This is a genomic window from Kitasatospora sp. NPDC051170 (assembly GCF_044455705.1).
Lineage (GTDB): Bacteria > Actinomycetota > Actinomycetes > Streptomycetales > Streptomycetaceae > Kitasatospora.
In genome coordinates, this window is record NZ_JBITFA010000001.1 from 687,632 (window position 1) to 709,159 (window position 21,528).

General features: G+C 74.9%; 23 protein-coding genes. 13 read left to right on the forward strand and 10 right to left on the reverse strand.

Translation table 11 applies throughout. The features are described from left to right. Nucleotide 1: 1 nt before the first annotated feature. On the reverse strand, nucleotides 2-1,303 hold the full coding sequence (locus ACIBCA_RS03095) for an MFS transporter (RefSeq protein WP_396281035.1): 1,302 nt from the start codon (nucleotides 1,301-1,303) through the stop codon (nucleotides 2-4). Then, nucleotides 1,300-2,484, reverse strand: a complete 1,185-nt coding sequence (locus ACIBCA_RS03100; protein WP_396281036.1) for a radical SAM protein — start codon at nucleotides 2,482-2,484, stop codon at nucleotides 1,300-1,302. Before ACIBCA_RS03100 ends, ACIBCA_RS03095 begins: the two co-directional genes overlap by 4 nt. A 212-nt stretch (nucleotides 2,485-2,696) precedes the next feature. On the opposite strand from ACIBCA_RS03100, the gene ACIBCA_RS03105 reads away from it, so the two are divergent. The 4 genes from ACIBCA_RS03105 to ACIBCA_RS03120 are packed head-to-tail and all read left to right on the forward strand — an operon-like array spanning nucleotide 2,697 to nucleotide 7,503. Beyond that, on the forward strand, nucleotides 2,697-2,849 hold the full coding sequence (locus ACIBCA_RS03105; protein ID WP_396281037.1) for a hypothetical protein: 153 nt from the start codon (nucleotides 2,697-2,699) through the stop codon (nucleotides 2,847-2,849). A gap of 16 nt (nucleotides 2,850-2,865) precedes the next feature. Beyond that, the gene (locus ACIBCA_RS03110) at nucleotides 2,866-5,994 is read left to right on the forward strand and encodes an adenylate/guanylate cyclase domain-containing protein (protein ID WP_396281038.1); all 3,129 of its coding nucleotides are present in this window, start codon (nucleotides 2,866-2,868) and stop codon (nucleotides 5,992-5,994) included. Further along, entirely contained in the window at nucleotides 5,991-6,836 is an 846-nt protein-coding gene (locus ACIBCA_RS03115; protein WP_396281039.1) for a S8 family peptidase, read from the forward strand. The genes ACIBCA_RS03110 and ACIBCA_RS03115 overlap by 4 nt, the downstream gene beginning before the upstream one ends. A gap of 4 nt (nucleotides 6,837-6,840) precedes the next feature. Then, complete coding sequence (locus ACIBCA_RS03120; protein WP_396281040.1) at nucleotides 6,841-7,503, forward strand: GAF domain-containing protein; 663 nt, start codon at nucleotides 6,841-6,843, stop codon at nucleotides 7,501-7,503. Nucleotides 7,504-7,530: 27 nt separating this feature from the next. Here ACIBCA_RS03120 and ACIBCA_RS03125 read toward each other — a convergent pair whose 3' ends face one another. Further along, the gene (locus ACIBCA_RS03125) at nucleotides 7,531-9,294 is read right to left on the reverse strand and encodes a BTAD domain-containing putative transcriptional regulator (protein ID WP_396281041.1); all 1,764 of its coding nucleotides are present in this window, start codon (nucleotides 9,292-9,294) and stop codon (nucleotides 7,531-7,533) included. 328 nt (nucleotides 9,295-9,622) lie between these two features. Here ACIBCA_RS03125 and ACIBCA_RS03130 point away from each other — a divergent pair, with 328 nt between their 5' ends. Both ACIBCA_RS03130 and ACIBCA_RS03135 read left to right on the forward strand, forming a co-directional pair. Continuing rightward, nucleotides 9,623-9,787, forward strand: a complete 165-nt coding sequence (locus ACIBCA_RS03130; RefSeq protein WP_396281042.1) for a hypothetical protein — start codon at nucleotides 9,623-9,625, stop codon at nucleotides 9,785-9,787. A 141-nt stretch (nucleotides 9,788-9,928) separates the two neighbouring features. Then, nucleotides 9,929-10,858: a JmjC domain-containing protein gene (locus tag ACIBCA_RS03135; protein WP_396281043.1), complete on the forward strand. Its 930-nt coding sequence runs from the start codon at nucleotides 9,929-9,931 to the stop codon at nucleotides 10,856-10,858. Here the strand turns inward: ACIBCA_RS03135 and ACIBCA_RS03140 are convergent. Then, entirely contained in the window at nucleotides 10,827-11,165 is a 339-nt protein-coding gene (locus tag ACIBCA_RS03140) for a hypothetical protein (RefSeq protein ID WP_396281044.1), read from the reverse strand. The two genes, ACIBCA_RS03135 and ACIBCA_RS03140, sit on opposite strands and share 32 nt — an antisense overlap. Before the next feature lie 100 nt (nucleotides 11,166-11,265). Here ACIBCA_RS03140 and ACIBCA_RS03145 point away from each other — a divergent pair, with 100 nt between their 5' ends. Continuing rightward, entirely contained in the window at nucleotides 11,266-11,625 is a 360-nt protein-coding gene (locus ACIBCA_RS03145; RefSeq protein WP_396281045.1) for an ArsR/SmtB family transcription factor, read from the forward strand. Between the two features lie 66 nt (nucleotides 11,626-11,691). On the opposite strand, the gene ACIBCA_RS03150 is transcribed toward ACIBCA_RS03145, so the two are convergent. From ACIBCA_RS03150 to ACIBCA_RS03160, 3 genes are read right to left on the reverse strand one after another with little or no spacing between them, the layout of a single operon-like run. Then, on the reverse strand, nucleotides 11,692-12,441 hold the full coding sequence (locus ACIBCA_RS03150; protein ID WP_396281046.1) for an ABC transporter ATP-binding protein: 750 nt from the start codon (nucleotides 12,439-12,441) through the stop codon (nucleotides 11,692-11,694). Next, nucleotides 12,420-13,241 (reverse strand): ABC transporter permease, encoded by an 822-nt coding sequence (locus ACIBCA_RS03155; protein ID WP_396281047.1) that lies wholly within the window; start codon nucleotides 13,239-13,241, stop codon nucleotides 12,420-12,422. Before ACIBCA_RS03155 ends, ACIBCA_RS03150 begins: the two co-directional genes overlap by 22 nt. Before the next feature lie 3 nt (nucleotides 13,242-13,244). Beyond that, a complete protein-coding gene (locus ACIBCA_RS03160) occupies nucleotides 13,245-14,291 on the reverse strand; it encodes an ABC transporter substrate-binding protein (protein ID WP_396281048.1) in 1,047 nt (348 codons plus the stop codon). A 225-nt stretch (nucleotides 14,292-14,516) separates the two neighbouring features. Between ACIBCA_RS03160 and ACIBCA_RS03165 the strand changes: the two genes are divergently transcribed. The 6 genes from ACIBCA_RS03165 (at nucleotide 14,517) to ACIBCA_RS03190 (ending at nucleotide 19,860) form a co-directional block, all read left to right on the forward strand. Continuing rightward, entirely contained in the window at nucleotides 14,517-15,614 is a 1,098-nt protein-coding gene (locus tag ACIBCA_RS03165; protein ID WP_396281049.1) for a hypothetical protein, read from the forward strand. Further along, the gene (locus ACIBCA_RS03170; protein WP_396281050.1) at nucleotides 15,604-16,479 is read left to right on the forward strand and encodes a MurR/RpiR family transcriptional regulator; all 876 of its coding nucleotides are present in this window, start codon (nucleotides 15,604-15,606) and stop codon (nucleotides 16,477-16,479) included. Before ACIBCA_RS03165 ends, ACIBCA_RS03170 begins: the two co-directional genes overlap by 11 nt. A gap of 41 nt (nucleotides 16,480-16,520) precedes the next feature. Beyond that, nucleotides 16,521-17,771: a discoidin domain-containing protein gene (locus tag ACIBCA_RS03175; RefSeq protein WP_396281051.1), complete on the forward strand. Its 1,251-nt coding sequence runs from the start codon at nucleotides 16,521-16,523 to the stop codon at nucleotides 17,769-17,771. Beyond that, nucleotides 17,755-18,684, forward strand: a complete 930-nt coding sequence (locus ACIBCA_RS03180; RefSeq protein ID WP_396281052.1) for an N-acetylmuramic acid 6-phosphate etherase — start codon at nucleotides 17,755-17,757, stop codon at nucleotides 18,682-18,684. Before ACIBCA_RS03175 ends, ACIBCA_RS03180 begins: the two co-directional genes overlap by 17 nt. Beyond that, nucleotides 18,681-19,544 (forward strand): N-acetylglucosamine kinase, encoded by an 864-nt coding sequence (locus ACIBCA_RS03185; RefSeq protein ID WP_396281053.1) that lies wholly within the window; start codon nucleotides 18,681-18,683, stop codon nucleotides 19,542-19,544. The genes ACIBCA_RS03180 and ACIBCA_RS03185 overlap by 4 nt, the downstream gene beginning before the upstream one ends. A gap of 112 nt (nucleotides 19,545-19,656) precedes the next feature. Next, nucleotides 19,657-19,860 (forward strand): hypothetical protein, encoded by a 204-nt coding sequence (locus ACIBCA_RS03190; RefSeq protein WP_396281054.1) that lies wholly within the window; start codon nucleotides 19,657-19,659, stop codon nucleotides 19,858-19,860. 42 nt (nucleotides 19,861-19,902) lie between these two features. On the opposite strand, the gene ACIBCA_RS03195 is transcribed toward ACIBCA_RS03190, so the two are convergent. The 3 genes from ACIBCA_RS03195 to ACIBCA_RS03205 are packed head-to-tail and all read right to left on the reverse strand — an operon-like array spanning nucleotide 19,903 to nucleotide 21,515. Further along, nucleotides 19,903-20,322: an arsenate reductase ArsC gene (locus tag ACIBCA_RS03195; protein ID WP_396281055.1), complete on the reverse strand. Its 420-nt coding sequence runs from the start codon at nucleotides 20,320-20,322 to the stop codon at nucleotides 19,903-19,905. Nucleotides 20,323-20,382: 60 nt separating this feature from the next. Then, nucleotides 20,383-21,135, reverse strand: a complete 753-nt coding sequence (locus ACIBCA_RS03200) for an aquaporin (RefSeq protein WP_396281056.1) — start codon at nucleotides 21,133-21,135, stop codon at nucleotides 20,383-20,385. After that, entirely contained in the window at nucleotides 21,132-21,515 is a 384-nt protein-coding gene (locus ACIBCA_RS03205; RefSeq protein WP_396281057.1) for an ArsR/SmtB family transcription factor, read from the reverse strand. The genes ACIBCA_RS03200 and ACIBCA_RS03205 overlap by 4 nt, the downstream gene beginning before the upstream one ends. Nucleotides 21,516-21,528 lie beyond the last annotated feature (13 nt).

Here is a 21,528-nt window from a genome sequence, read left to right on the forward strand (position 1 = left end):
CTCAGTCGCGCTCCGATCCGGTGGGTTCGACGGCGTGGGCGAGGACGGCGGGCTCCGGTGCCGGTACGGCCGGTGGACGGGCGGCGCGCAGGGGCAGCCAGCCGCCCGCCGTGACCGCGCCGGTCAGCAGGGCGAGCGCCGCCCAGGCGGGTGCGCCGCCGAGCGACTGGTAGAGGGAGCCGGCCGCGACCGGGCCGAGGGCCGCCAGCCCGTTGAGCAGCAGGCTGGTCGCGGCGCTCACCCGGCCGACCAGGTGGCGCGGGGTCTGCCCGAGCAGGGCCTTGAACACCACGACCCCGGCGGCCGGGGAGAGCAGCATCAGGAGGGTGAGGAGGACGGCGACCAGGGCGGGCTGGAAGACCAGCGCGAACACGGCGAGGACGGCCGTCCACACCACGCCGATGCCGAGCACGATGGCCCGCATGCTCAACTTCCGTACCAACCAAGGGGACAGCAGCGAGCCGATGATCCCGCCGGCGCCGGCGCAGGACAGGATCGGCCCGATCAGCGAGCCGGACGCCCCGCCGGCGCGCAGGTCCAGGATGACGGTGACATCGATGGCGGCCGAGACCAGGTTGATCACGGCCGCGTACAGGAGGACCACCAGCAGCTCCCGCTGCGCGACCAGCCAGCGCAGCCCGGCCATGGCCCCGGTGTCCCGGCCGGTCGGGCCGCTCTCCACCCCGGCGCCCGCGCCCGGCCGTACGGTGATCCGCCGGATCAGCAGCGCGGAGAGGGCGTAGCTGGCCGCGTCCACGGTGAAGGGCAGCAGCGGGTCGACCGCGAAGAGGGCGCCGCCGAGCGCCGGTCCGGCCAGGTTGACCGCGGAGAGCATGGCCTGGTTCACGCCCAGCGCGTCCGCGAGTTCCGACGGGGCCACGATGTCCCGGGTGAGCACCGAGTTCGCCGGGCCGAACAGCGCCGAGGCCGAGCCCTCGATCACGGCCACCAGCAGCAGCTGCCAGTACGGCGTGACGGACCAGAGCGCCACCAGCGGGATGGTGGCCACCGCCGCGCACCGCACCAGGTCGGCGAGGAGCATCACCGTCCGCCGGTTCCAGCGGTCGACCAGGCTCCCGGCGGGCAGCCTGAGGCCGAGCCGGGTGGCGAGCGCGACGGTGGCCACCGTACCGGCCTGGACGGCGGAGCCGCCGAGGCTCAGCACCAGCAGCGGGTAGGCGAGGGTGGAGAGCGCCGAGCCGAGGTTGGAGGTCAGGTCGGCGAGGAAGGACCGCCGCAGGTTCGCGTTGGTCCGCAGCACGTGGTTGCGCAGGCCGCCGGCCGCCGCACGTTTCCCGGTCACAGGCGTCCGCTGGCCAGCAGGTAGTCCAGGATCCGCGCGTCGACGTTGTCCTGGAACCGGTTCATCACCTCGGTGTCGGCCTGCTCGTACTCGTAGCCGCAGGTGACCCAGCGGTCGGGCACGGTGCCAGGGTCGAGGTAGCCGTGGTCGATGTGGCCGACCTCCATGCCCGGCTTGCCCGCCGACTGCCAGCTGCTGAACAGGGTGCCGTCGGCGTTGACCACCGCGCCGTGCGCGCCGCCGGGGGTCGAGCAGATCTGGCAGGTGGTGCGCATCGAGGGCCGGACCAGCTGGTAGCCGCGTTCCAGGGTCTCGATCGTCCACTCGACGAAGCGGTCCTCCACCTCCCGCGCCTGCGCCAGGTCGTTGCGGTAGCCGATCCCGGAATCCCCGACCCAGGCGAAGGTGAAGGTGCAGCGGCGCGGGTCGGTGCGGCCGTCGAGCAGGCCGAACAGCTCGCCGATCCGGTCCACGTTGTGGTGGGACACGTTGACCCGGAAGTTCCAGAGCAGGCCCGTCCGTTCGGTCGCGGCGGCGACGTTGGCGAGGATGCGGTCGAAGGTCCCGCCGCCGGTGTGGGTGACCCTGGTGCCGTCGTGGTCCTCCCGGCTCCCGTCGAAGGTGATCTGTACGGTCCGCAGGCCCGCCTCGTACAGCTGGACGGCGCGCCTCGGGTGCAGCAGCACCCCGTTGCTGGTCATCGCGGCGGTCGTCGGCCCCAACGAGCGGCAGCGGCGCAGCAGTTCGAGGCAGCCGGCGGGGTTGAGCAGCGGCTCGCCGCCGAAGAGCAGCAGGTAGAGCCGCTCCAGCCCGGCCTCGGCCATCCGCCCGGCGGCGAAGCCGACGATCCGGTCGATGGTGGCGGAGTCGAGCTGCCGCCGGTCGATGCGCGGGGGGCGGTGTCCGCCGAGCAGGTCCTGGCCGGTGTTCTGGAAGCAGTACCCGCAGCCGAGGTTGCAGGCGGTGCTGGTCAGGACGGTGAGCGAGAAGGACTTCGCGGTGCGCTCGCGGTAGGCGCCCTCGCTGCGCAGGAATCCGTCGACGTCCGGCCGCAGCGTGCCGTCGGGCCTGACGTGCTCGGGCTTGAGCAGGGTCCAGGTGCGGTTGCCGATGAACCACCAGCCGCGGTCGGTCCTGATCAGCCGCGGCGCGTCGGCCTCGTCCAGCCTGGTGCCGATCATCGTTTCTCCCTCGGTCGGGGGTCCGCAGTACAGCGCGAGGGTAGGCAGCGGCGGTTTGCCGCCGGTATGCGGCAGGTTGATCGCGCGCTTCCGCCGGGGCCGTCCCAGCGGACCGCGACGGCATACCGGACGCAAACCGAAGCTCAACTGCCGCGCCCTAGCCTCGTGGTACCCGAAGAGCCGACCCGGCGTCAGAGAGGTGGCTGATCGAGTTGACGGAGCAGCCGAGCGAAGGCACGACGGAGCCCGCGGAGCCCCCGGAGCCTGAAGAGCCGACCGCCGCCCCCGAGGAACCCGAGGTGGTCCTGCACTCGGCGGAGGACGACGGCGAGCTGCCCTGGTGCATCGGCGACATGTCGGCATGACCGGGGAGGCGGGAACATGAGCTGCCCCGCGTGCGCCGTCCGGCCGCCGGCCGGGGCGCGGTTCTGCGCCCGGTGCGGCGCACCCACGGCCGCGGTCGGGGAGCAGGCCGCCGAGGAGCGCCGGGTCGTGACGGTGCTGTTCTGCGATCTGGTCGGCTCGACCCGGCTGTCCGGTCTGCTCGACGTCGAGCTGCTGCGCGCCATCCTGCTGCGCTACTACGCGCTGATGGAGCAGCGGATCGAGGAGCACGGCGGGATCGTGGAGAAGTTCATCGGGGACGCCGTGATGGCGGTGTTCGGCCTGACCGCGACCCGGGAGGACGACGCGCACCGGGCGCTGGCGGCGGCGCGGTCCATGCCGGCCGCGCTGGACGGGCTCAACGCGGAGCTGGAGCGGGACCACGGGGTGCGGCTGGGGGTGCGGATCGGGGTGCACACCGGCGAGGTGGTCACCACGGCGGATCCGGCGAACCGTCAGGCCCTGGTCTCCGGCGAGGTGGTCAACATCGCCGCCCGGCTGCAGGCGGCGGCCGACCCGGGGACGGTCCTGCTCAGCGCGCAGACCTGGCGCGCCGCCGAACCGGGCCTGACCGTGGACCGGGTGGGCCCGCTGCGGCTGAAGGGTGTGGCCCAGGAGGTGGAGGCCGCGCTGCTGGTGGACGTGGCGGAGCCGGTCCCGGGGCAGGCGCGCCGCCCCGACGTGCCCTTCGTGGGGCGCGAGCGGTACCTGAGCGAGCTCGACCTGGCCTGGCTGCGGGTGGTGGAGGAGCGCGACGTGCACGTGCTGACCCTGCTCGGGGAGGCGGGCATCGGGAAGTCCCGGCTGGTCGAGGAGTGGCTGCGCCGGTGCGAGGGCCCGGTGGGCACGGGCCGGTGCCGGGCACCCGGCACCGGCGGCTCGCTGCACGCCCTGGCCGAGTGCCTGGACCCGCTGATCGCCGAGCTGTCGCAGGCGGGAGAAGGGGCACCGACCAGCGGCGCCGCCGACGCGATCGGGCTGCTGCGCACGGGCCTGCTGCTGGACGGCACGCCGTCCCCGTCCGTGGACGCGACCTGCGCCGCGCTCGCCCATGTGCTGACCGAGCTCACCGCCACCCGCCCGGTCCTGCTGGTGCTGGACGACCTGCACCAGGCCGAGCGGCCGCTGCTGGGCCTGCTGGAGCGGCTGGTGGAGGAGACGCGCCGGCTTCCGGTGCTGCTGCTCTGCCTGGCCCGGCCCGAGCTGATCGACTGCTGCCCGGGCTGGGGCACGGGCCGCGCCAACTCGACCACGGTCACGCTCACGGGCCTGTCCGCCGCCGACTCCACCGTGCTGGCGGCCCATCTGGTGGACCTCGCGCTGCACGACGGCGGCGCGACGGACCAGATCGTCGCCCAGGCGGACGGCAACCCGCTCTACCTGGAGCAGCTGGCCGTCACCGTCGAGGAGACCGGCGGCATCCGGGAGCTGCCGCCGACCCTGCAGTCGCTGCTGGCGGCCCGGATCGACCGGCTGGCGGAGACCGAGCGCACCGCCCTGCGGCACGCGTCCGTGGTGGGCCGCGAGTTCGACGCCGCCGACCTGGCGGAGCTGACGACGGACGGCAACCAGGACCGCTCGGCGGTCCTGCGGACGCTGTCCCGGCGGGGCCTGGTACGGCCGGTCCGAAGGCCGTTCGGGGCGGGCGCGGCCTACTGCTTCGTCAACGAGGTCACCCGGCGGGTGGCCTACGAGGGGCTGACCAAGCTGCGGCGCGGCGAACTCCACGAGCGGTACGCCGGGTTCCTGGTGCGGACGGGCCGGCCGGACGCCCTGATCGGCACCCACTTCGAGCAGGCGTACCGCTACCGCAGCGCCGTCGTCCGGCTGGACGAGCACGGTCTGCGGCTGCGCGAGCGCGCGGTGCGGCACCTGGTCCGGGCGGGGTCGGGTGCGCTGGACCGGGTGGACCTGCCCTGGGCGCTGACCCTCTTCGAACGGGCCGCCGAGCTCACCTCCCCCGGCGAGGAGGGCCGCCCCGAGCTGCTGCAACGGCTGGGCGAGGTGCTGCTGACCCTGGGGCGCCCGGCCGAGGCCCGCGACCTGCTCACCCGGGCGGCCGCCGAGGCCGACGCGGCGGGGGCGGCCGCCACCGCCGCCCACGCGCGGCTGCACCTGGCCGTCTCCGCGTCCGACGAGGCGGCGCTCGAGCGCGCGGCGGCCGTGGCCCTTCCCGTGTTCGAGTCCACCGGCGACCAGCTGGGCCTGGCCCGCAGCCGGCTCGTGCTCGCGGGGTGCCACCGGCGGCGCGGGCGGCACGCCGAGGCCCTGCGCACGCTGGGCCCGGCGCTGACCCACGCGCTCGCCGTCGGGGCCGACCGTGAACTCGCCAACACCCTGGGCGCGACGGGGCTCTCGCTCTGGCGTGGCCCGGAGCCCGCCGACTCCGCGGTGGCCCGCTGCGAGGCGCTGCTAGCGGCCCACGGCGCCGACCGGCCCGCCGTACGCGGCACCCTGGGCTTTCCGCTCACCGTGCTGCACGCGCTGCGGGGCCACGACGACCTCGCGGCCGAGAGCCTGACCGCCACCCGGCAGACGATGGCGGCCCTGGCGCACGCCGAGGGCCGGGTGTTCGGGCCGCTGCTCGACGGGATGCTCGCCGCCCTCGCCGACCGGCGGGCCCAGGCCCGTGAGGCACTGGGCGAGGCCCTGGAGGCGGCCCGTACGCTCCAGGCGCAGGAGCTGGTCCGCACCTGCTCGCTCGAACTGGCCCGGCTGCACCTGGCGGACGGCGACTGGCGGGCCGCGACGGCGCTGGTCGACGGCCTCGCGGTGCCCGAGGGCCAGCCGGGCGTGCAGGCCGACGCCTCCGGGGTGCGGGCCAGGATCCGGGCGCTGCGCGGTGAGCACGGCCCGGCCCTGGCGCTGGCCCGCCGGGCGGTGCTGTTCGCCCACCGCACCGACTCCCCCGCCGGCCGGGGCACCGCCTGCCTGGACCTGGCCTGTGCCAGGGCCGCGGCGGGGCTGCCCGAGCGGGCCCGCGGCGCGCTGCGGGTCGCGCGCCGCCGGTTCGCCGAGAAGGGGCACCTCGTGGCTGTCACGTACACCGATCGCCTGCTGGCGGACGCCGAACCGGCGGATCCGGCTCCTGGGCGATCCGGCGAAGGAGCCGGCGCCGACCGATGACCACCACACCCGATGCGCCCGCCGGGAACCCCCGCGGCGGCGCCCTCACCTGGAACCTGCTGGACCGCCGCCCCTCGGACATCCCGGTCGCCGCCGACGGCGCCCGCCGCGTCACGCCCGAGTGGGCGTACGGCGGCGCGGACGGCACCGGGGTGCGGGTCTGCGTGGTGGACAGCGGCGTCGAGCCCGGCCACCCGATGGTCGGCGAACTCGCCGGCAGCCACGCGGTCGTGGAGCGCGACGGCGAGCCGGCGGTGGTGCCGGTGGACGCCGCGGACATCTGCGGGCACGGCACGGCCTGCGCCGGCATCGTCCGGGCGGTCGCGCCCGGCTGCGAGCTGTCCAGCGTGCGCATCCTGGGCGAGAACGGAGGCGGCAGCGGCCAGGCCCTGCTGACCGGCCTGGCCTGGGCCATCGAGCAGGGCTTCGACGTGATCAACCTGAGCCTGTCCACCTCCCGCCCCCAGTTCAACCAGGTGCTGCGCGAACTCGCCGACCGCGCCTACTTCAGCCGGACGGTGATCGTCGCCTCGGCCCACAACGCCCGGATCGAGAGCTTCCCCTGGCGCTTCTCCTCGGTGGTGTCGGTCGGCAGCCACGCCGAGGACGACTCCGGCCTGGTGCTCTACAACCCCTCCCCGCCCGTGGAGTTCTTCGCCCGCGGGCAGGCCGTGCCGGTCGCGGCGCTGAAGGGCGGCACCACCCGCAACACCGGCAACAGCTTCGCGGCGCCGCACATCACCGGGCTCTGCGCGCTGATCCTCGGCAAGCACCCGTACCTGACGAGCTTCGAGCTGAAGACCATCCTGTACCTGACGGCCGCCAATGTGCGAGGAGCCTGACACCATGGACCACCCCACGGACTCCACGGCGATGGTCGCCGCGATCTCCGGAGCACTGGCCGACCCCGGGCCGGAGGACCGCGAGCTGCTCGCCTCCATCGTGCGGGTGGCGCGGGCGATCTTCGGCGCGGCCGCGAGCTCGATCTTCCTCTTCGACCGGGAGCACGACGAGCTGGTCTTCGAGGCCGTCTCCGGGGAGGGCGAGGACTTCCTGGTCGGCACCCGCTTCCCCGCTCACCGCGGCATCGCGGGCTGGGTGGCCGACACCGGCGAGCCGATGACGGTGGACCGGCTCGCCGGGGACGGGCTGTTCGCCCAGGACCTCGCCGAGCGGACCGGGTTCGTCCCCGACGCGATCATGGCCGCCCCGGTCATGCACCGGGACGAGGTGCTCGGGGTGATCCAGGTCCTCGACCCGCACCACCAGTCGCGTTCCAGCTTGTCCGACCTCGACCTGCTGACCGCCTTCGCGGCCCAGGCGGGGCTGGCGCTGGCCGGGCTGGTGCGCAGCCGGGCCGCGCGCGGGGCCCTAGCCCTGGGCGGCGGGGAGTTCGCGCAGCTGGCCGGGATCGTCCGGCTGCTCGCGGAGCTGCCGGAGGACCGGCGGGCCAGCGGGCTTCGGCTGGTCGACTCGCTGCACGAGGTGCTGGCGGGCATGGTGCGCTGAGCGGCACGCTCAACTCCCGCTCTGTGTCTACGCGGTGCCGTACCGCCGGGCGGCGGCGTAGCGGTGGGCCAGGGGCGGCATCCGGTAGCGAACCACGTGGGCCGGGTGGGCCGGCTGGGTCGGCTGGACCGCGTGAGCCGCGTGAGCCGCGTGGGCCGTCACCTCGTCGTCCTCGGCGGCGCCCGTGACGCTGACCAGGTTGGCCTCCATCAGCTCCTCGGCGACCCGCTCCACCGGGCCCGCCAGGCCGTCCACCCCGTCCAGCACCGCCCGCAGTCCGGCCAGGTCGAACGCGGCCTGGGGCAGCGCACCGAGGGCGTCGAAGGCGGCGCGCTGGGACGGCGCCAGGCTCCGGCGGAAGCGGCGGTAGCCGTCGTGCAGGGAGACCCCGCCGACCATCAACTCGTCCAGGGCCGCGGGAATCCGGCCCAGCTGCTCGGCGTACGCGGACAGGGACAGGTGGCCGAGCACGGTGAGCTTGGCGGCCAGCGCCCGCACCACCGCGGGCGCCAGCCCGTACAGCTGCCGGACGCGGGGCAGCGCCTGCTCGTGGCCGGCGACGCGGTCGGTGCCGAGCACCCGGTTCAGCAGCTCGCCGGCCTCCGACGGGGTGAACTCGCCGAGTTCCAGGCGCTGGACGCACTCCAGCCCGCTGAGTTTGCGGGCGGTGGTCACCACCGTACGGCTGGGCCCGCGCCCCGGCAGCAGCCGCCGGATGTCCGCCTCGCTGGTCGCGTCGTCGAGGACGAGCAGGAACTGCTGCTCGGCGAGCCAGGAGCGCCACAGGGCGAGCGCGGTGGCCTCCTCGGCCGGCGGGGCGATGTCCAGCCCGGTGCTGTGCAGCAGTTCGGTGAGCACCGCGTGCCAGTGCCGCGGTGTGCCGTCCGGTTCGCTGAGCGAGGCGAAGACCTGGCCGTCCTCGAAGCGGTCGGCGACCAGGTGGCCCGCGTGGACGGCCAGTGCGCTCTTGCCGACCCCGGTGGGGCCGCAGACCAGCACCACGCCGGGACAGGGGCCGTCGGCGGTCAGGGCCGCCGTGAGCGCGGCGAGCGGCTCGGATCGGCCGACGAAGTCCGAGAGGTCGCGCGGGAGTTGGGCCGGGCGAAGGCGCGCCGCCAACGGCGGCTGCGGCGGGGCGGGCGACTGCTCCCCGGCGAGGATCTCGCGGTAGAGCCCGCGCAGCACGGCGCTCGGGTCGAGCCCCAGCTCGCGGGCGATGAACTGGCGGTGCGCCTCGAAGCAGGCCAGCGCCTGGCGGCGTCCGCCGACCTTGTCCAGCGCCGTCATCCGCAGCGCCACCAGCCGCTCCCGGAAGGGGTAGCGGCCCGCCAACTCGCCCAGCCGGTCCAGGAGTCCGTGTGCCCGGCCGGCCTCCACCTCCAGCTCGGCCCAGTCCTCGTAGACCTCCAGGAAGCGGTCCGCGAGCCGCTGCGACTCCCGTACGGCGAACGGGCTGTCGAGCAGGTCGACCAGCGGCCGGTCGCGCCACAGCCCGACCGCCCGGCCGAGCAGGGCCGCGGCGCCGGCCGGGTCGCCCTTGCGCTGGGCCTGCCGGCCCGCGGCGGCCAGCTGGTCGAACCGCAGCAGGTCGGACTCCCCGGCGTCCGCGACCAGCGTGTAGCCGTAGGGCAGGCGGTCGATGTGGTCGGGCACGATCTTGCGCAGCGCGGAGACGTACACCTGGAGGTTCTTCCTCGCCGTGCGCGGCTGGTCGCCGTCCCACAGCACCTGGGTCAGCTGGTCCACCGACAGCACCGTGTTGGCGCGGCAGAGCAGCGCCGCCAGCAGCAATCGCTGTTTGTAGGGCCCGAGTTGAAGCCGCCGGTCGGCGGAATGGACCTGCAGTGGCCCGAGCACCGAGAACCGCAGCGGACCTGACGCAGCATTGCCCCCGCCCATGCGGGACCCCCTCGTTGGCATGTTCGCGTGTCCGGTCAGCTTGCGGGACAACCCGCAGGCTGACAAGGAGATGCGCGCGATCCGTAACGGTTCGGTGGCCCTGCGTCGCATCCGCGGACAAGCTGTCAGGAAGCCGCGCACATACCGGACCCCAACCGCGCCCTCATAGCGTCCTCCTGGAGCCGGACGAGGTCCCCGGCCCTGACGAGAGGAATCCCCCATGACCAAGCCCGACGTGCAGGCGCACAGCGCCGGCGACGACGACGACAACCCCTCGACCTGCGGCGTCCAGCAGGGCATCGTCCCGGACGACGTCATCGCGCACAGCGCGGGCGACGAGGACGAGGACGCAGCCCCCTGTGGCGTCCAGCAGGGCGCGGCCTGAGCTGACGGACCGGCGGGGCGGCGCGCCCCGTCGACTCCCGGCCGGTGCGGTCACCCACCGCACCGGCCTTCCCGCGCCCCCGCTCACCCGGCTCGCTCCACCCGGCTCGCTCGACCCGACTCGCTCGACCCTGGAGGCTCCGTGGACAGTCTGCTCCGACTCGTGGACGACCTCCCCACGCTGCGACGCGCCTGGGAGCGCGAGCCGTTCGTCAGCGTCGGCCTCGACGAATTCGGCGACGTCTTCTCCCTGGCGGCCGCCGAACGCATGATCCACACGGGCCTGCCGCTCACCGCCGTCCGGCTGTTCAGGAACGGCGAACAGCTGCCCGGCGACCTCTACCGCCGCAACCGCGGCACCAGCCCCCGCAGCCGCGAGGGGCTCGCCGACGGCGGACGGATCACCGAACTGGTCGCCCGGGGCGCCACGCTGGTCCTGGAGGAGCTCCAGACCCACAGCCCGGAGGTCTCCGCCTTCGCCGCCGAGGTCTCCCGCGCCACCGGCTACGAGGTCGACAGCACCGCCTTCCTCACCCCGCCCGGGGCGCGCGGCGTCAAGCCGCACTTCGACCTGCTGGGGGTCTTCCTCCGCCAGCTGCACGGATCCAAGCGCTGGCAGGTCAGCCCGCCGGTGAAGCGCTGGCCCAACCGGGTCCGGGCGGTGGATCCGGCGGAGGTGGCGCCGCCGGTGCTCGACGTGGTGCTCAAGGAGGGCGAGTGCCTCTACATCCCGCACGGCTTCGTCCACGTCGGCGACACCACCGACGAGTCCTCCCTGCACCTCACCATCGGCCTGAGCGGCGTGAGCTGGGAGAAGGTCCTGCGCACCCTGATCGCCGTGGCCGCCGACCGCTTCGAGGAACTCCGCGAGGCCCTGCCACCCGCCTTCGCCGACATCGACCGCGACACCCTCTACCGCGAGCGCGTCGACCTGCTGGCCGCCCACCTGTCATCCCTCGACTGGTCCGACCTCCCCACCGACGCCCTGACCCCCCGCCAGCCCCCGGCTGCCCAGGTCCTGGGCAGCCTCACCACCGCCCTCAGGCGGGCAGGAACTGCACGTACTCGATGATCGCGCCGCCCGGGTGCCGCAGCGTGGCGTTGCGGCCGGTGGGCACCACGTTGGGGCCGTCGAGGACGGTGCCGGTGGCGAGGATCGCGTCGAGGGAGTCGACGAGCACGGTGGCGTGGGTGTCGCGGTAGGGCGCGAGCGCCTCGGGCGTGCCGGCGATCAGCAGGAACCCGCCGACGGTGGCCAGTTCGAGGTCGCGGTACTCGAACCGCAGCCGGGGCTCCTCCCCGACGAGCGCGGTGAAGGTGGGCAGCGCGGTGTCCAGGTCGTCCACGTACACGCGGGCGAGGGTGGCGAGTGCGGTCATGGTTGACGCTCCGTTCGGCAGATGACGCTAGACGGGTAGACGGCTACGGCTGATCATTTCGACTTTCCCGAAACGTCGAAACGAGAGGCATACTACGGCCATGGCAGACGATCTGGAACTGGCCGCCGTCCTCCACGCCCTCGGCGACCCCGTACGCCTCGCGCTCGTCCGCTGGATGGCCGCCGAGGGCGAGAGCGCCTGCAGCCCCGACTGGCTCACCGTCCCCCGCTCCACCCTCTCCAACCACTGGCGCATCCTCCGCGAAGCCGGCCTCACCACCACCCGCCAGGACGGCAAGGCCCGCATCATGACCCTCCGCCGCCCCGAACTCGACGCCCGCTTCCCGGGCCTGCTCGCCTCCGTCCTGACCACTCCGCCCTCCACACCGGCGCGACCGCCTGGTACCTCGCCGCCGCGACGGGAGGCGACCCCTTCCGCCTCCGAGCGGCCGAAGGGTTGAGCAGCTGAAACCCCGTGCCCGGTACCGGAAACCTCCGGTACCGGGCACGGGCCCGGCGGGACGCGTTCAGACCCGGGCCTCCTCCGGGACGCCGAGGGCGAAGAGGAGGCGGTCCCGCAGGTCGGCGAAGCCGGGGTGCCGGCGGCGCTCGGGCCCGGCGGGGCTGTCGGGGCGCAGGTCGAGGGAGAAGCGGCCGTCGGTGAGGACGAGGAGGCGGTCGGCGAGGAGCAGGGCTTCGTCCACGTCGTGGGTGACCAGCAGGACAGCGGGGCGGTGGCGGGCGCACAGGTCCCGCAGGAGGCCGTGCATCCGCATGCGGGTGAGCGCGTCGAGGGCGCCGAACGGCTCGTCGAGCAGCAGGAGCCGGGGCTCGCGCACCAGCGCCCGGGCGAGGGCGACGCGGGCGGCCTCGCCGCCGGAGAGGGTGGCGGGCCAGGCGTTCTCCTTGTCGGCGAGGCCGACCTCGGCCAGCGCGGCGCGCCCGCGCTCACGCGCGGCGGCGCGCGGACCGGGCAGGCCCAGGGCGACGTTGTCGAGGACCCGGCTCCAGGGCAGCAGCCGGGCGTCCTGGAAGACCACCGAGCTGGGCTCGGGCACCTGGATCAGGCCCTCGCCCGCCACCGCCTCGTCCAGGCCGGCGACGGCGCGCAGCAGGGTGGACTTGCCGGAGCCGCTGTGGCCCAGCAGGGCGGTGAACTCACCTCGGGGGATGTCGAGTTCGATGCCGTCCAAAACGGTCCGGCCGTCGAAGGAGCGGCTCAGGGCGCGCAGTCGCACGCCGTCCTCGGCGGGGGTCAGCCCAGGGTCGTGCGCCACTGCAGCACCTTCCTCTCCAGGAGTCGGACCAGGGTGTCGGAGGTCAGTCCGAGCAGGCCGTAGACGACCAGGCCGACGACGATGACGTCGGTCTCGCCGAAGGTGCGGGCCTGTTCCATCAGGTAGCCGATGCCGCTGTCCGCGTTGATCTGCTCGCTGACCACGAGGACCAGCCAGGAGACCGTGACGGCCATGCGCAGGCCCGTGAAGAAGCCGGGGGCGGCGCCGGGCAGCACGATCCGGCGCAGGAACCGGAGCCGGCCGAGCCCGAGGGTGCGGGCCAGTTCGGCCCAGCGCACGTCCAGTCCGGTGAGCGCGGCGTGGGTGTTGAGGTAGACGGGGAAGAAGGTGCCGAGCGCCACCAGGATGATCTTGACCTCCTCGCCGATGCCGAACCAGAGGATCGCCAGGGGCACCAGGGCGAGGATCGGCAGCGCCCGGAAGAGCTGCGCGGTACCGTCGATGAGGGCCTCGCCCAGCCGGGAGAGCCCGGCGAGCAGGGCGAGCGCCACGGCGGCGGCGGTGCCGAAGGCCAGGCCGAGGGCGGCGCGTTGCAGCGAGACCCAGAGGTGGTGGCCCAGTTGGCCGCTGCTCAGCAGCTCCCAGGCACGCGCGCCGACGTCGCCGGGCGGGGCGAGGGTCTGCGGGTCCAGCACCCCGGTGGCGGAGCTGAGCTGCCAGATCCCGAGCAGGACCAGCGGGCCCAGCGCGCGGGCGAAGGGGATCCTGCGGCCGCGAGGCCCCGCCGTACGGGCGGTGCGGGGGCGGCGGAGGGCGGGTACGCGGGTGGTGGTGGCCACGGGTCAGCCCTTCGCCGCGGCGGACTGGACGGCGTCGAAGCGGCGGTCGAAGGCGGTGGCGATGTCCAGCTTCCCGATCACGCCGGCCTCCGTCAGCACGTCGGTGATCCGCTGGAGCCGGGCCGACGCGGTGGCGTAGTCGGGGACGGTCGCGGTGCCGTTGTTGGCGACCACGGCCGCGCCGACGGAGGCGGGCAGCTTCTGCGAGTTCACGTAGTAGGACTGCACCCAGGCGTCCTTGTGCGTGGTGATCCACAGTTCGGCCCGGGTGAAGCGGGCCGCCAGGTCGGCGAGGGCCGCGCTCCTGGCCGGGTCGGTGACGGCGGCGCCGGGCGCGATGAGCAGTTGCAGCCCGCTGGTCAGGCCCTTGTCGCCGTCCAGCTCGTGGGCGCCCTTGTCCTGGTAGGCGGTGCCGTACTTGCTGACCAGCGGCTCGGTGAGGGTGCCCGCGTCGACCTGGCCGGCGGCGAGCGCGGCCGGGATCTCCGGCGGGTTGAGCTTGACCAGGGTGACGTCGGCGGGCTTGAGGCCGGCGTTCTTCAGCGCGGTCAGCACGGCGGGCTGGAAGGTGGTGCCCTCGGTGTAGGCGATCTTCTTGCCCTTGAGGTCGGCGACGGTCCTGGCCGTACTGCCCGGCGAGGTCCACAGGTGGACGGCGTCGGGGCTGTTCTGCACGACGCCGACCACCCGGGCGTCCTGGCCGTGCGCCTGGGCAAAGACGACCGGGGCGTCCGAGACGAAGCCGACGTCCGCGGCGCCGGCCCGGAACGCCTCCAGCACGGCCGGGCCGCCCTGGAAGGAGGACCAGCTGATCTGGTACGGCAGGCCCTGGTCCTGCCCGGCCGCCTGCAGCGTGGTTCTGAGCAAGTCGTTCTGGTCGGCGATCCGCAGCGTGACGCCGGCGGGCACGGAGGTGGCCAGCGGCGCGACCGCGGGCCCGGCCGAGGCCTTGCCGCCCGCGCCGGAGGTGCAGCCGGTGAGCACCGCCGCGGCGAGCGCGGCGGCGCCGGCGGCGCTGACGGCGGGGAGGAGCGGACGGAACGTGGGCATGGCGGAACTCCCGGACGAGGGGGGTGAACAGGGGATGGGGGTGGCCTCATGGTCGCCACGGCGCCGGGGCGCTGTCAACGAAATCTCGTAAATATCTTTCCTATCCGCCTTCTGAATTGCCGCAATATTGCGCCCTGTTGCGCACTGATGCCGCATTACCTGGAATAACCATGGCGGTGTCGAAAGTTATTTACGAACAGTGGGCCGCTGGCTAGGGTCACTGCCGTGCGCTCCTGCTACCTCCTCGACCCCGCCTCCCCGTCCCTGCCCGGGCTCCTCGGCCGGGCCCGCACGGCCGGGCTGGACAGCGTCGTCGCCAAACTCGGCGCGGTGACCCCCGCGCTCCTCGACCAGGTCCGCCGCCACGGACTGCGGCTCTACGGGAGCTTCGCCTGCTTCCGCGGGCCGGACGGGCCGCGCGCCGTCGACCAGGACGGGCAGGACTGGCAGCCGATGGAGTGGTACACCGGCGTACGGCCCAACGACCCCGCGTGGAATGCCCGGCTGGCCGCGCGACTGGGCGCGGCCCTGCGCGCCCTGCCCCCGGACGCGCCACTGGACGGGCTGCTGCTGGACTTCCTGCGCTGGCCGCTGCACTGGGAGGTGGAACTGCGGCCCGGAGCCCGGCCCCGCTCGGCCTCCTACGACGAGGCCACCCTGCGGCAGTTCGCCGAGCGCACGGGCCTGCACCCGCCCGGCGGCGGCGCGCGGGCCGCCCGCTGGATCGCCGAACGGCACGCCCCCGAGTGGACCGCCTACCGCACCGGGGCCGTCACCGACGCGGCCCGGCTGCTCGCCGGCACCGCCCGCCGGGCCCGGCCCGGGCTGGCCGTCGGCGCCTTCCTCGTGCCGGCCGACGGGGAGGCCGGACGCCGCACCCTGGTCGGCCAGGACTCGCGCCAACTCGCCGAATTCCTGGACCTGTTGCTGCCGATGACGTACCACGCCATCCTGCACCGCGACCCCGGCTGGCCCGCCCGGCTCACCCGCGGGCTGATCTCCACCGCTGCCACGGCCACGGTCGTCCCCGTCGTACAGACCACCGCGGACGCCGCCGTGCTCCCGCCCGCACCCGGCCCGTCCGCACCGGGGCCGTCCGCACCGGGGCCGTCCGCCGACTGGGGGCCTCCGATCGACGACTCCGCGTTCACCGCCCTGCTCGACAGCACACTGGACGCCGGATCGGGCAGCATCTGCCTGTTCCCCGCCGAGGGCCTCGGCCCCGGCCGCTGGACTCTGCTGTGCGAGCGCCTCGCCCACCACCGGCCGCCGCACCACCGACCGCCGCACCACCCGCTGGAAGGACCACGCCGTGCCCGATGACCTGCTCACCCGCATCCGCCACCGCCGCGACCAGCTGCCGCCCGCCGAACGCGGCATCGCCGACCTGGTGACCGCCGACCCGGGCCTCGCCGCCGAACGGACCATCACCGAGCTCGCCCGCGCCGCCGGCACCTCCGAGACCACCGTGCACCGCTTCTGCCGCAGCCTCGAACTGCGCGGCTATGCCCAACTCCGGCTCGCCCTCGCCGCCGAGGCCGAGCGCCTGCGCGCCGACGACCGCGCCGACCTGGACCTCTCCAGCGACCTCGGCCCCGAGGACACCCCGGCCCAGCTGGTCCGCAAGGTCGGCTGGGCCAACGCCCGGGCCGCCGAGGAGACCGCCGCCGGGCTCGACCTCGACGTTCTCGCCGCGCTCGGCGAACACGTCCGGCGGGCCCGCCGGATCCTGGTGGTCGGCGTCGGCTCCAGCGCGCTGGCCGCCCTGGACGCCACCCAGAAGCTCCAACGGCTCGGCTACGGCGCGGTGTTCGCCAGCGACGTGCACGCCGCGCTGATGATCGCCGCGCTCCTCGAACCCGGCGACCTCGCCCTCGGCTTCAGCCACTCCGGCCGGGCCAGGGAGGTGGTCGAGGTCCTGGAGGAGGCCCGCACCGCGCGGGCCGGCACCGCCGCCGTCACCAGCAGCCCCCGCTCCCCCGCGGCGGCCGCCGCCGACCTGGTCCTGCTCACGGCCGCCCGGGAGACCGCCTTCCGAAGCGGCGGCACCGCCTCCCGTACGGCCCAACTCACCGTCGTGGACGCCCTCTACGTCACCCTCGCCCAGCACGACCACACCCGCATCCTGGAGGGCCTCGAGCGCGCCCACGACGCCGTCCGCCGCCACAGCCTGCGCCGACCACGCTGAGCATCCGCACCCGCCTCCCCGCCCCAGAACGGAGCCCGCCCGTGCCCGCCTCCCCACGCCGACCCGCCCTGCTGCGCCGCCTCCTGTTGCGACGCCTCCTGCCGCTCCTCCTGGCCGCCACCGCCGTCCTCCTGCCGCTCCCCGCCACCGCGAGCGCCTCCCCCACCCCGGCCGGATTCACCCTCTACGACGACACCGCCTACGCCTCCGCCCCCATCGGCCACGGCGCCGTCCCGGCCAACCTGGTGCCCAACCGGCTCTGCACCCCGCTGGTCACCGGCACCGCCATGCCCACCCAGGCGCAGTGGACCGCGCTGGTCGTCCAGTACAACACCCGTCTCGACTCCCCGCTGGTCCTCGACTGCGAGAGCCTCTACCTCACCGGCGACGCCGCCACCGCGGCCGACCACCTCACCCGCCTCGCGCAGCTGCAGAGCTGGGCCCGGCAAGCGGCCCCCGCCCAACTCATCGGCTGGTACGGCCTGCTGGGCAACACCGGCACCGCCAACCAGGGCCTCTACCGCCAGCTGATCGCCCAGGACCGCAACACCGCCTTCTTCCCCTCCGCGTACACCTACGCCACCGGCTACGACAGCTGGCTCGCCACCCTGAAGGCCAACCTCGCCGCCGCCGCGCAGATCGACCCGGCCGTGCCGGTGCTGCCGTACGTCTGGCCGCAGTACCACGACGGCACCGGCGCCCTCTCCCTCACCTGGGTCCCCGCCGCGCAGTTCGGCTTCGAACTCGCCACCCTGCACGACCTGGGCCTGCCCGGCGCCGTCATCTGGGGCGGCGGCAACCCGGCCGTCTGCGACAGCACCTGCCAGAGCGGCGCCGGAAGCCAGGGCTGGCTGCCCGCCACCCGGGCGTTCCTGGACTGGTCCGCCTCCCCCGAGGCCGCCGCCCCCGACCTCGCCCGGGGCCGCCCCGCCGCCGCCTCCAGCAGCTACGGCTCCGCCCTCCAGCCGGGCAACGCCGTCGACGGCGACCCGTCCACCCGGTGGGCCAGCGCCTACGCCGACCCGCAGACCTTCACCGTGGACCTCGGCACCACCCGGTCCGTCGCGGGCCTGCGGCTGGTGTGGAACACCGGGTACGGCAGCGCGTACCAGGTCCAGCTCTCCGAGGACGGCACCAGCTGGACCACCGCCTACGCCACCACCACCGGCACCGGCGGCGTCGAGTACCTCACGGGCCTGCACGGCAGCGGCCGCTACCTGCGCCTCGCCCTGACCGCCCGGGGCACCGCCTTCGCCTACTCGCTCTGGAGCCTCGATGCGTACGACGTCTGACCCGGCCCCCGGCACCGCGCACCTGCCCCCCACCGAGGCTCGCCACCCGCTCAGCACGGAGCTCGACACCCTCGACACCCCGGCCCTGCTACGGCTGATCAACGACCAGGACGCGACCGTGGCCGGCGCGGTGCGAGCCGCACTGCCCCAGCTGGAACAGCTGGTCGAGGCCGCCGTCGACGCCCTGGCGCACGGCGGCCGGGTGCACTACTACGGCGCGGGCGCGGGCGGCCGGATCGCCCTCGGCGACGCGCTGGAGCTCGGCCCGACCTACGGCATCGGCCCCGAGACGGTCGTCGCCCACCTGGCCGGCGGCTCCCGGGCCGCCGGCCGGACCGCCGAGCACGCCGAGGACACCGCCCCGGACGTCGCCGAGGACGACCCGCCGGTCGCGGGGGACCTGGTCATCGGCGTCACCGCCAGCGGCCGCACCCCGTACGTCCTCGGCGCGCTCGCCCGCGCCCGGGCCGCCGGAGCCGCCACCGCCCTGCTCTCCGGCGACCCGGCCGCGACAGCCGCCGCCCACGCCGACCTGCACGTGGTGCTCGCCACCGGGCCGGAGGTGGTCACCGGCTCCACCCGGATGAAGGCCGGCACGGCCCAGAAGCTCGCGCTCAACGCCTTCTCCACCGCGCTGATGGTCCGCACCGGCCGTACCTGGTCCAACCTGATGGTCGCCGCCTCCGCCCGCAACGGGAAGCTGCGCGCCCGCGCGGTGCGCACCCTCGTGACGGCCTGCCAGGTCACGCCGGAGCAGGCTGCCGACTGCCTGGACCGCTGCGCCGGCGAGACCGCCACCGCCCTGGTCGCGCTCAGCACCGGCGCCGCGCCGGAACGCGCCCGCGCCGTGCTCGCCGACCACGGCGGGCGCCCGTTCGCCGCCGTCCGCGCCCTGGCCGGTGAGCCGCGATGACGCTCCACCTGGGGATCGACGCCGGGGGCAGCCGCACCCGGGCCGTCCTGCTCGACGCCTCGGGCGCGCCCGCCGGCCGCGCCGGGGGCCCCGGCGCCAACCCCGCCGGAACCGGCCCCGACGAAGCCCTCGCCCGGCTGGCGGCCACCGTCTCGGCCGCCCTGAACGGACGGCCGCCCGGCCTGATCGCCGCCTGCCTGATCGGCCTGGCCGGCCACCGGGCGCTGCCCGACCCCGCCGCCTTCGCCGCCCGACTGCGACGGGCACTGGGCCTCGACGGCCCGGTGCTCCTCGTCCCGGACGCCGTCCCCGCACTCGCCTGCGGCACCGACCGGCGCGAGGGCAGCGTCCTGATCGCCGGCACCGGCGCGATCTGCGTACGGGTCTCCGGGCTGCGGGCCGTCACCACCACCGGCGGCCTCGGCTGGCTGCTCGGCGACGAGGGCAGCGGCCTGTGGATCGGCCGCGAGGCGATCCGCCACGCCCACGCGGCACCCGACGACCCGCTGGGCCGCACCGTCCACGCCCACTGCGGCGCCGCCACCCCCGACGACCTGGTGCGCTGGGCCTACGCCGGGCCGCCGCGCCGGCTGGCCGAGCTCGCCGCACCCGTCTGCCGGCTCGCCGCCACCGGGGACCAGGCCGCCCACTCCATCACCGACGCCGCCGCCGACCACCTGGCCGCCCTCGCCCGCGCCACCGCGCGCCCGGGCGAACCCCTCGTCCTCGGCGGCTCCGTCGCCACCTCCCCCGGCCCGGTGCTCACCCGCCTCCACCACCTCCTCGCCGACCTCGCCCCGCTCCTCCCCCGCACCGACGCCGCCACCGCCGCCGCCCGCCTCGCGGCCTCCGCCGTCTGACCCGCTCCGCGCAGTCGTGCGGCCGTCGGCCCGCTCCCCTCCCTAGCCGGGGGCTCCCACAGGACGGGTGCCGGCCAGGACGGGGAGGGCCCAACGCCTTCTCGTCGAGCAGGTGGAGATCTTCGGGGACGGCCAGGTCTTCGGCGATCCCGGCGACTCGGGCTCCCCGGTACTCGACGGCGCCTCGCCGACGGCCGTGGGATTGCTGTGGGGTGGAAGCCGGGCCGGGCAATTCGCCCCGGGCGGCCACTTCTGCTCGATGTCGCTGATCGCCAACGTCGAAGCGCACCTTGGGATTTCGACCGTCTGGGCATGACGGTACGCCAGGCGTCGACACCCAGCCGGGTGCCAGTCTCCCTCACGCGACCGGGTCGATGCCGAGTTCTGCGAGGAGGCTCCGGACCCGGTGCTCGATCTGGTCGCGAATCGGGCGGACGGCGTCCACGCCCTGTCCGGCCGGGTCGTCCAGCTTCCAGTCCAGGTACCGCTTGCCGGGGAAGTACGGGCAGGCGTCGCCGCAGCCCATGGTGATCACCACGTCGGACGCCCGAACCGCTTCGGTGGTGAGGACCTTCGGGACCTCGGCGGAGATGTCGATCCCGACCTCGGACATCGCCGCGACGACGGCCGCGTTCACGGTGTCGGCCGGGGCGGAGCCCGCGGAGCGGACCTCGACCCGGTCGCCGCCGAGGTGGGTGAGGAACGCGGCGGCCATCTGGGAGCGGCCGGCGTTGTGCACGCAGACGAACAGCACGGAGGGGACGGCGGGAGCGCTCACGGGGAATTCGTCCTTCGGGCAGGAGGGAGGGGCAGGAGGGAGGGACAGGAGAGAGGGGGTTCAGTGGCCGATGCCGGCGGGGTGGTGCTCGCCGTGCGGCACGCGCACGTCCTCGGCGTCGACGGCCGGGGCCGTGCGGCCGAACAGTGCGGCGACCAGGCCGATGCCGACGACGAGGCCGACGAGCTGAGCGGCGATGAAGGGCAGCACGGAGGCGGGGGCGATCCCGGCGAAGGTGTCGGTGAACGCGCGGCCGATCGTGACGGCGGGGTTGGCGAAGCTGGTGGAGGAGGTGAACCAGTACGCGGCGCCGATGTACGCGGCGACCGCGACCGGGGCCAGGTGCGCGCGGCCCACCCGGGCCAGGCCGAAGACCAGCAGGACCAGTCCGGCCGTGGCGACGACCTCGCCCAGCCACAGGTGCCCGGACCAGCGGGCGTGGACGGACCAGCGCACCAACGGCTCGGCGAACATCCCGTCGGCGAGCACGGCGCCGCCGATCGCTCCGGCGACCTGGGCCGGAACGTAAGCGGCGACTTCGCGCAGACGCGGCCCGTCGCCACTGCGGCGGCCGGTCCACCAGGCGGCCATGGTGACCGCCGGGTTGAAGTGCGCGCCGGAGACCGGGCCGAGCAGCACGATGAGCACACCGAGCCCGAACACGGTGGCCAGGGAGTTGGCCAGCAACTGCAACCCGACGTCGCCGGTGAGCTTGCTCGCCTGGATGCCGGAGCCGACGACGACGGCGACCAGCGCGCCGGTCCCGACGAACTCCACGGCCGCCCGGCGGCCGAGCGGCGCCGCCTCGGTCATCCCGCCTCTCCCGCGGTCGCGCCGGCCGGAGCCTGGAGCAGCGCGGAGAGCCTGGCCAGGGCGGCGGGCAGCACCCAGTAGTAGACCCAGGTGCCGCGCCGCTCGGATCCGACCAGGCCCGCCTCCCGAAGCACCTTGAGGTGGTGCGAGATGGTCGGCTGGGAGACGTCGAACGGACCGGTCAGGTCGCAGACGCACGCCTCGCCGCCCTCGTGGGAGGCGATCAGCGACAGCAGTCGCAGCCGGACGGGGTCCGACAGCGCCTTGAACATCCTCGCCAGGTCGACGGCGGCTTCGTCTCCCAGCGGCTCACGCACCATCGGCGAGCAGCACGGCACGGTGTCGTCCTGCCCGAGGACGATCAGCTCTGAATTCGACATATGTCTATATTGA

What these genes read in the sequence shown, in the direction of transcription:
- ACIBCA_RS03100 (WP_396281036.1), bottom strand. Translation starts at nt 2,484, where the DNA reads ATGATCGGCACCAGGCTGGACGAGGCCGACGCGCCGCGGCTGATCAGG.
- ACIBCA_RS03110 (WP_396281038.1), top strand. Translation starts at nt 2,866, where the DNA reads ATGAGCTGCCCCGCGTGCGCCGTCCGGCCGCCGGCCGGGGCGCGGTTC.
- ACIBCA_RS03115 (WP_396281039.1), top strand. Translation starts at nt 5,991, where the DNA reads ATGACCACCACACCCGATGCGCCCGCCGGGAACCCCCGCGGCGGCGCC.
- ACIBCA_RS03120 (WP_396281040.1), top strand. Translation starts at nt 6,841, where the DNA reads ATGGACCACCCCACGGACTCCACGGCGATGGTCGCCGCGATCTCCGGA.
- ACIBCA_RS03130 (WP_396281042.1), top strand. Translation starts at nt 9,623, where the DNA reads ATGACCAAGCCCGACGTGCAGGCGCACAGCGCCGGCGACGACGACGAC.
- ACIBCA_RS03140 (WP_396281044.1), bottom strand. Translation starts at nt 11,165, where the DNA reads ATGACCGCACTCGCCACCCTCGCCCGCGTGTACGTGGACGACCTGGAC.
- ACIBCA_RS03145 (WP_396281045.1), top strand. Translation starts at nt 11,266, where the DNA reads ATGGCAGACGATCTGGAACTGGCCGCCGTCCTCCACGCCCTCGGCGAC.
- ACIBCA_RS03160 (WP_396281048.1), bottom strand. Translation starts at nt 14,291, where the DNA reads ATGCCCACGTTCCGTCCGCTCCTCCCCGCCGTCAGCGCCGCCGGCGCC.
- ACIBCA_RS03180 (WP_396281052.1), top strand. Translation starts at nt 17,755, where the DNA reads ATGCGTACGACGTCTGACCCGGCCCCCGGCACCGCGCACCTGCCCCCC.
- ACIBCA_RS03185 (WP_396281053.1), top strand. Translation starts at nt 18,681, where the DNA reads ATGACGCTCCACCTGGGGATCGACGCCGGGGGCAGCCGCACCCGGGCC.
- ACIBCA_RS03200 (WP_396281056.1), bottom strand. Translation starts at nt 21,135, where the DNA reads ATGACCGAGGCGGCGCCGCTCGGCCGCCGGGCGGCCGTGGAGTTCGTC.
- ACIBCA_RS03205 (WP_396281057.1), bottom strand. Translation starts at nt 21,515, where the DNA reads ATGTCGAATTCAGAGCTGATCGTCCTCGGGCAGGACGACACCGTGCCG.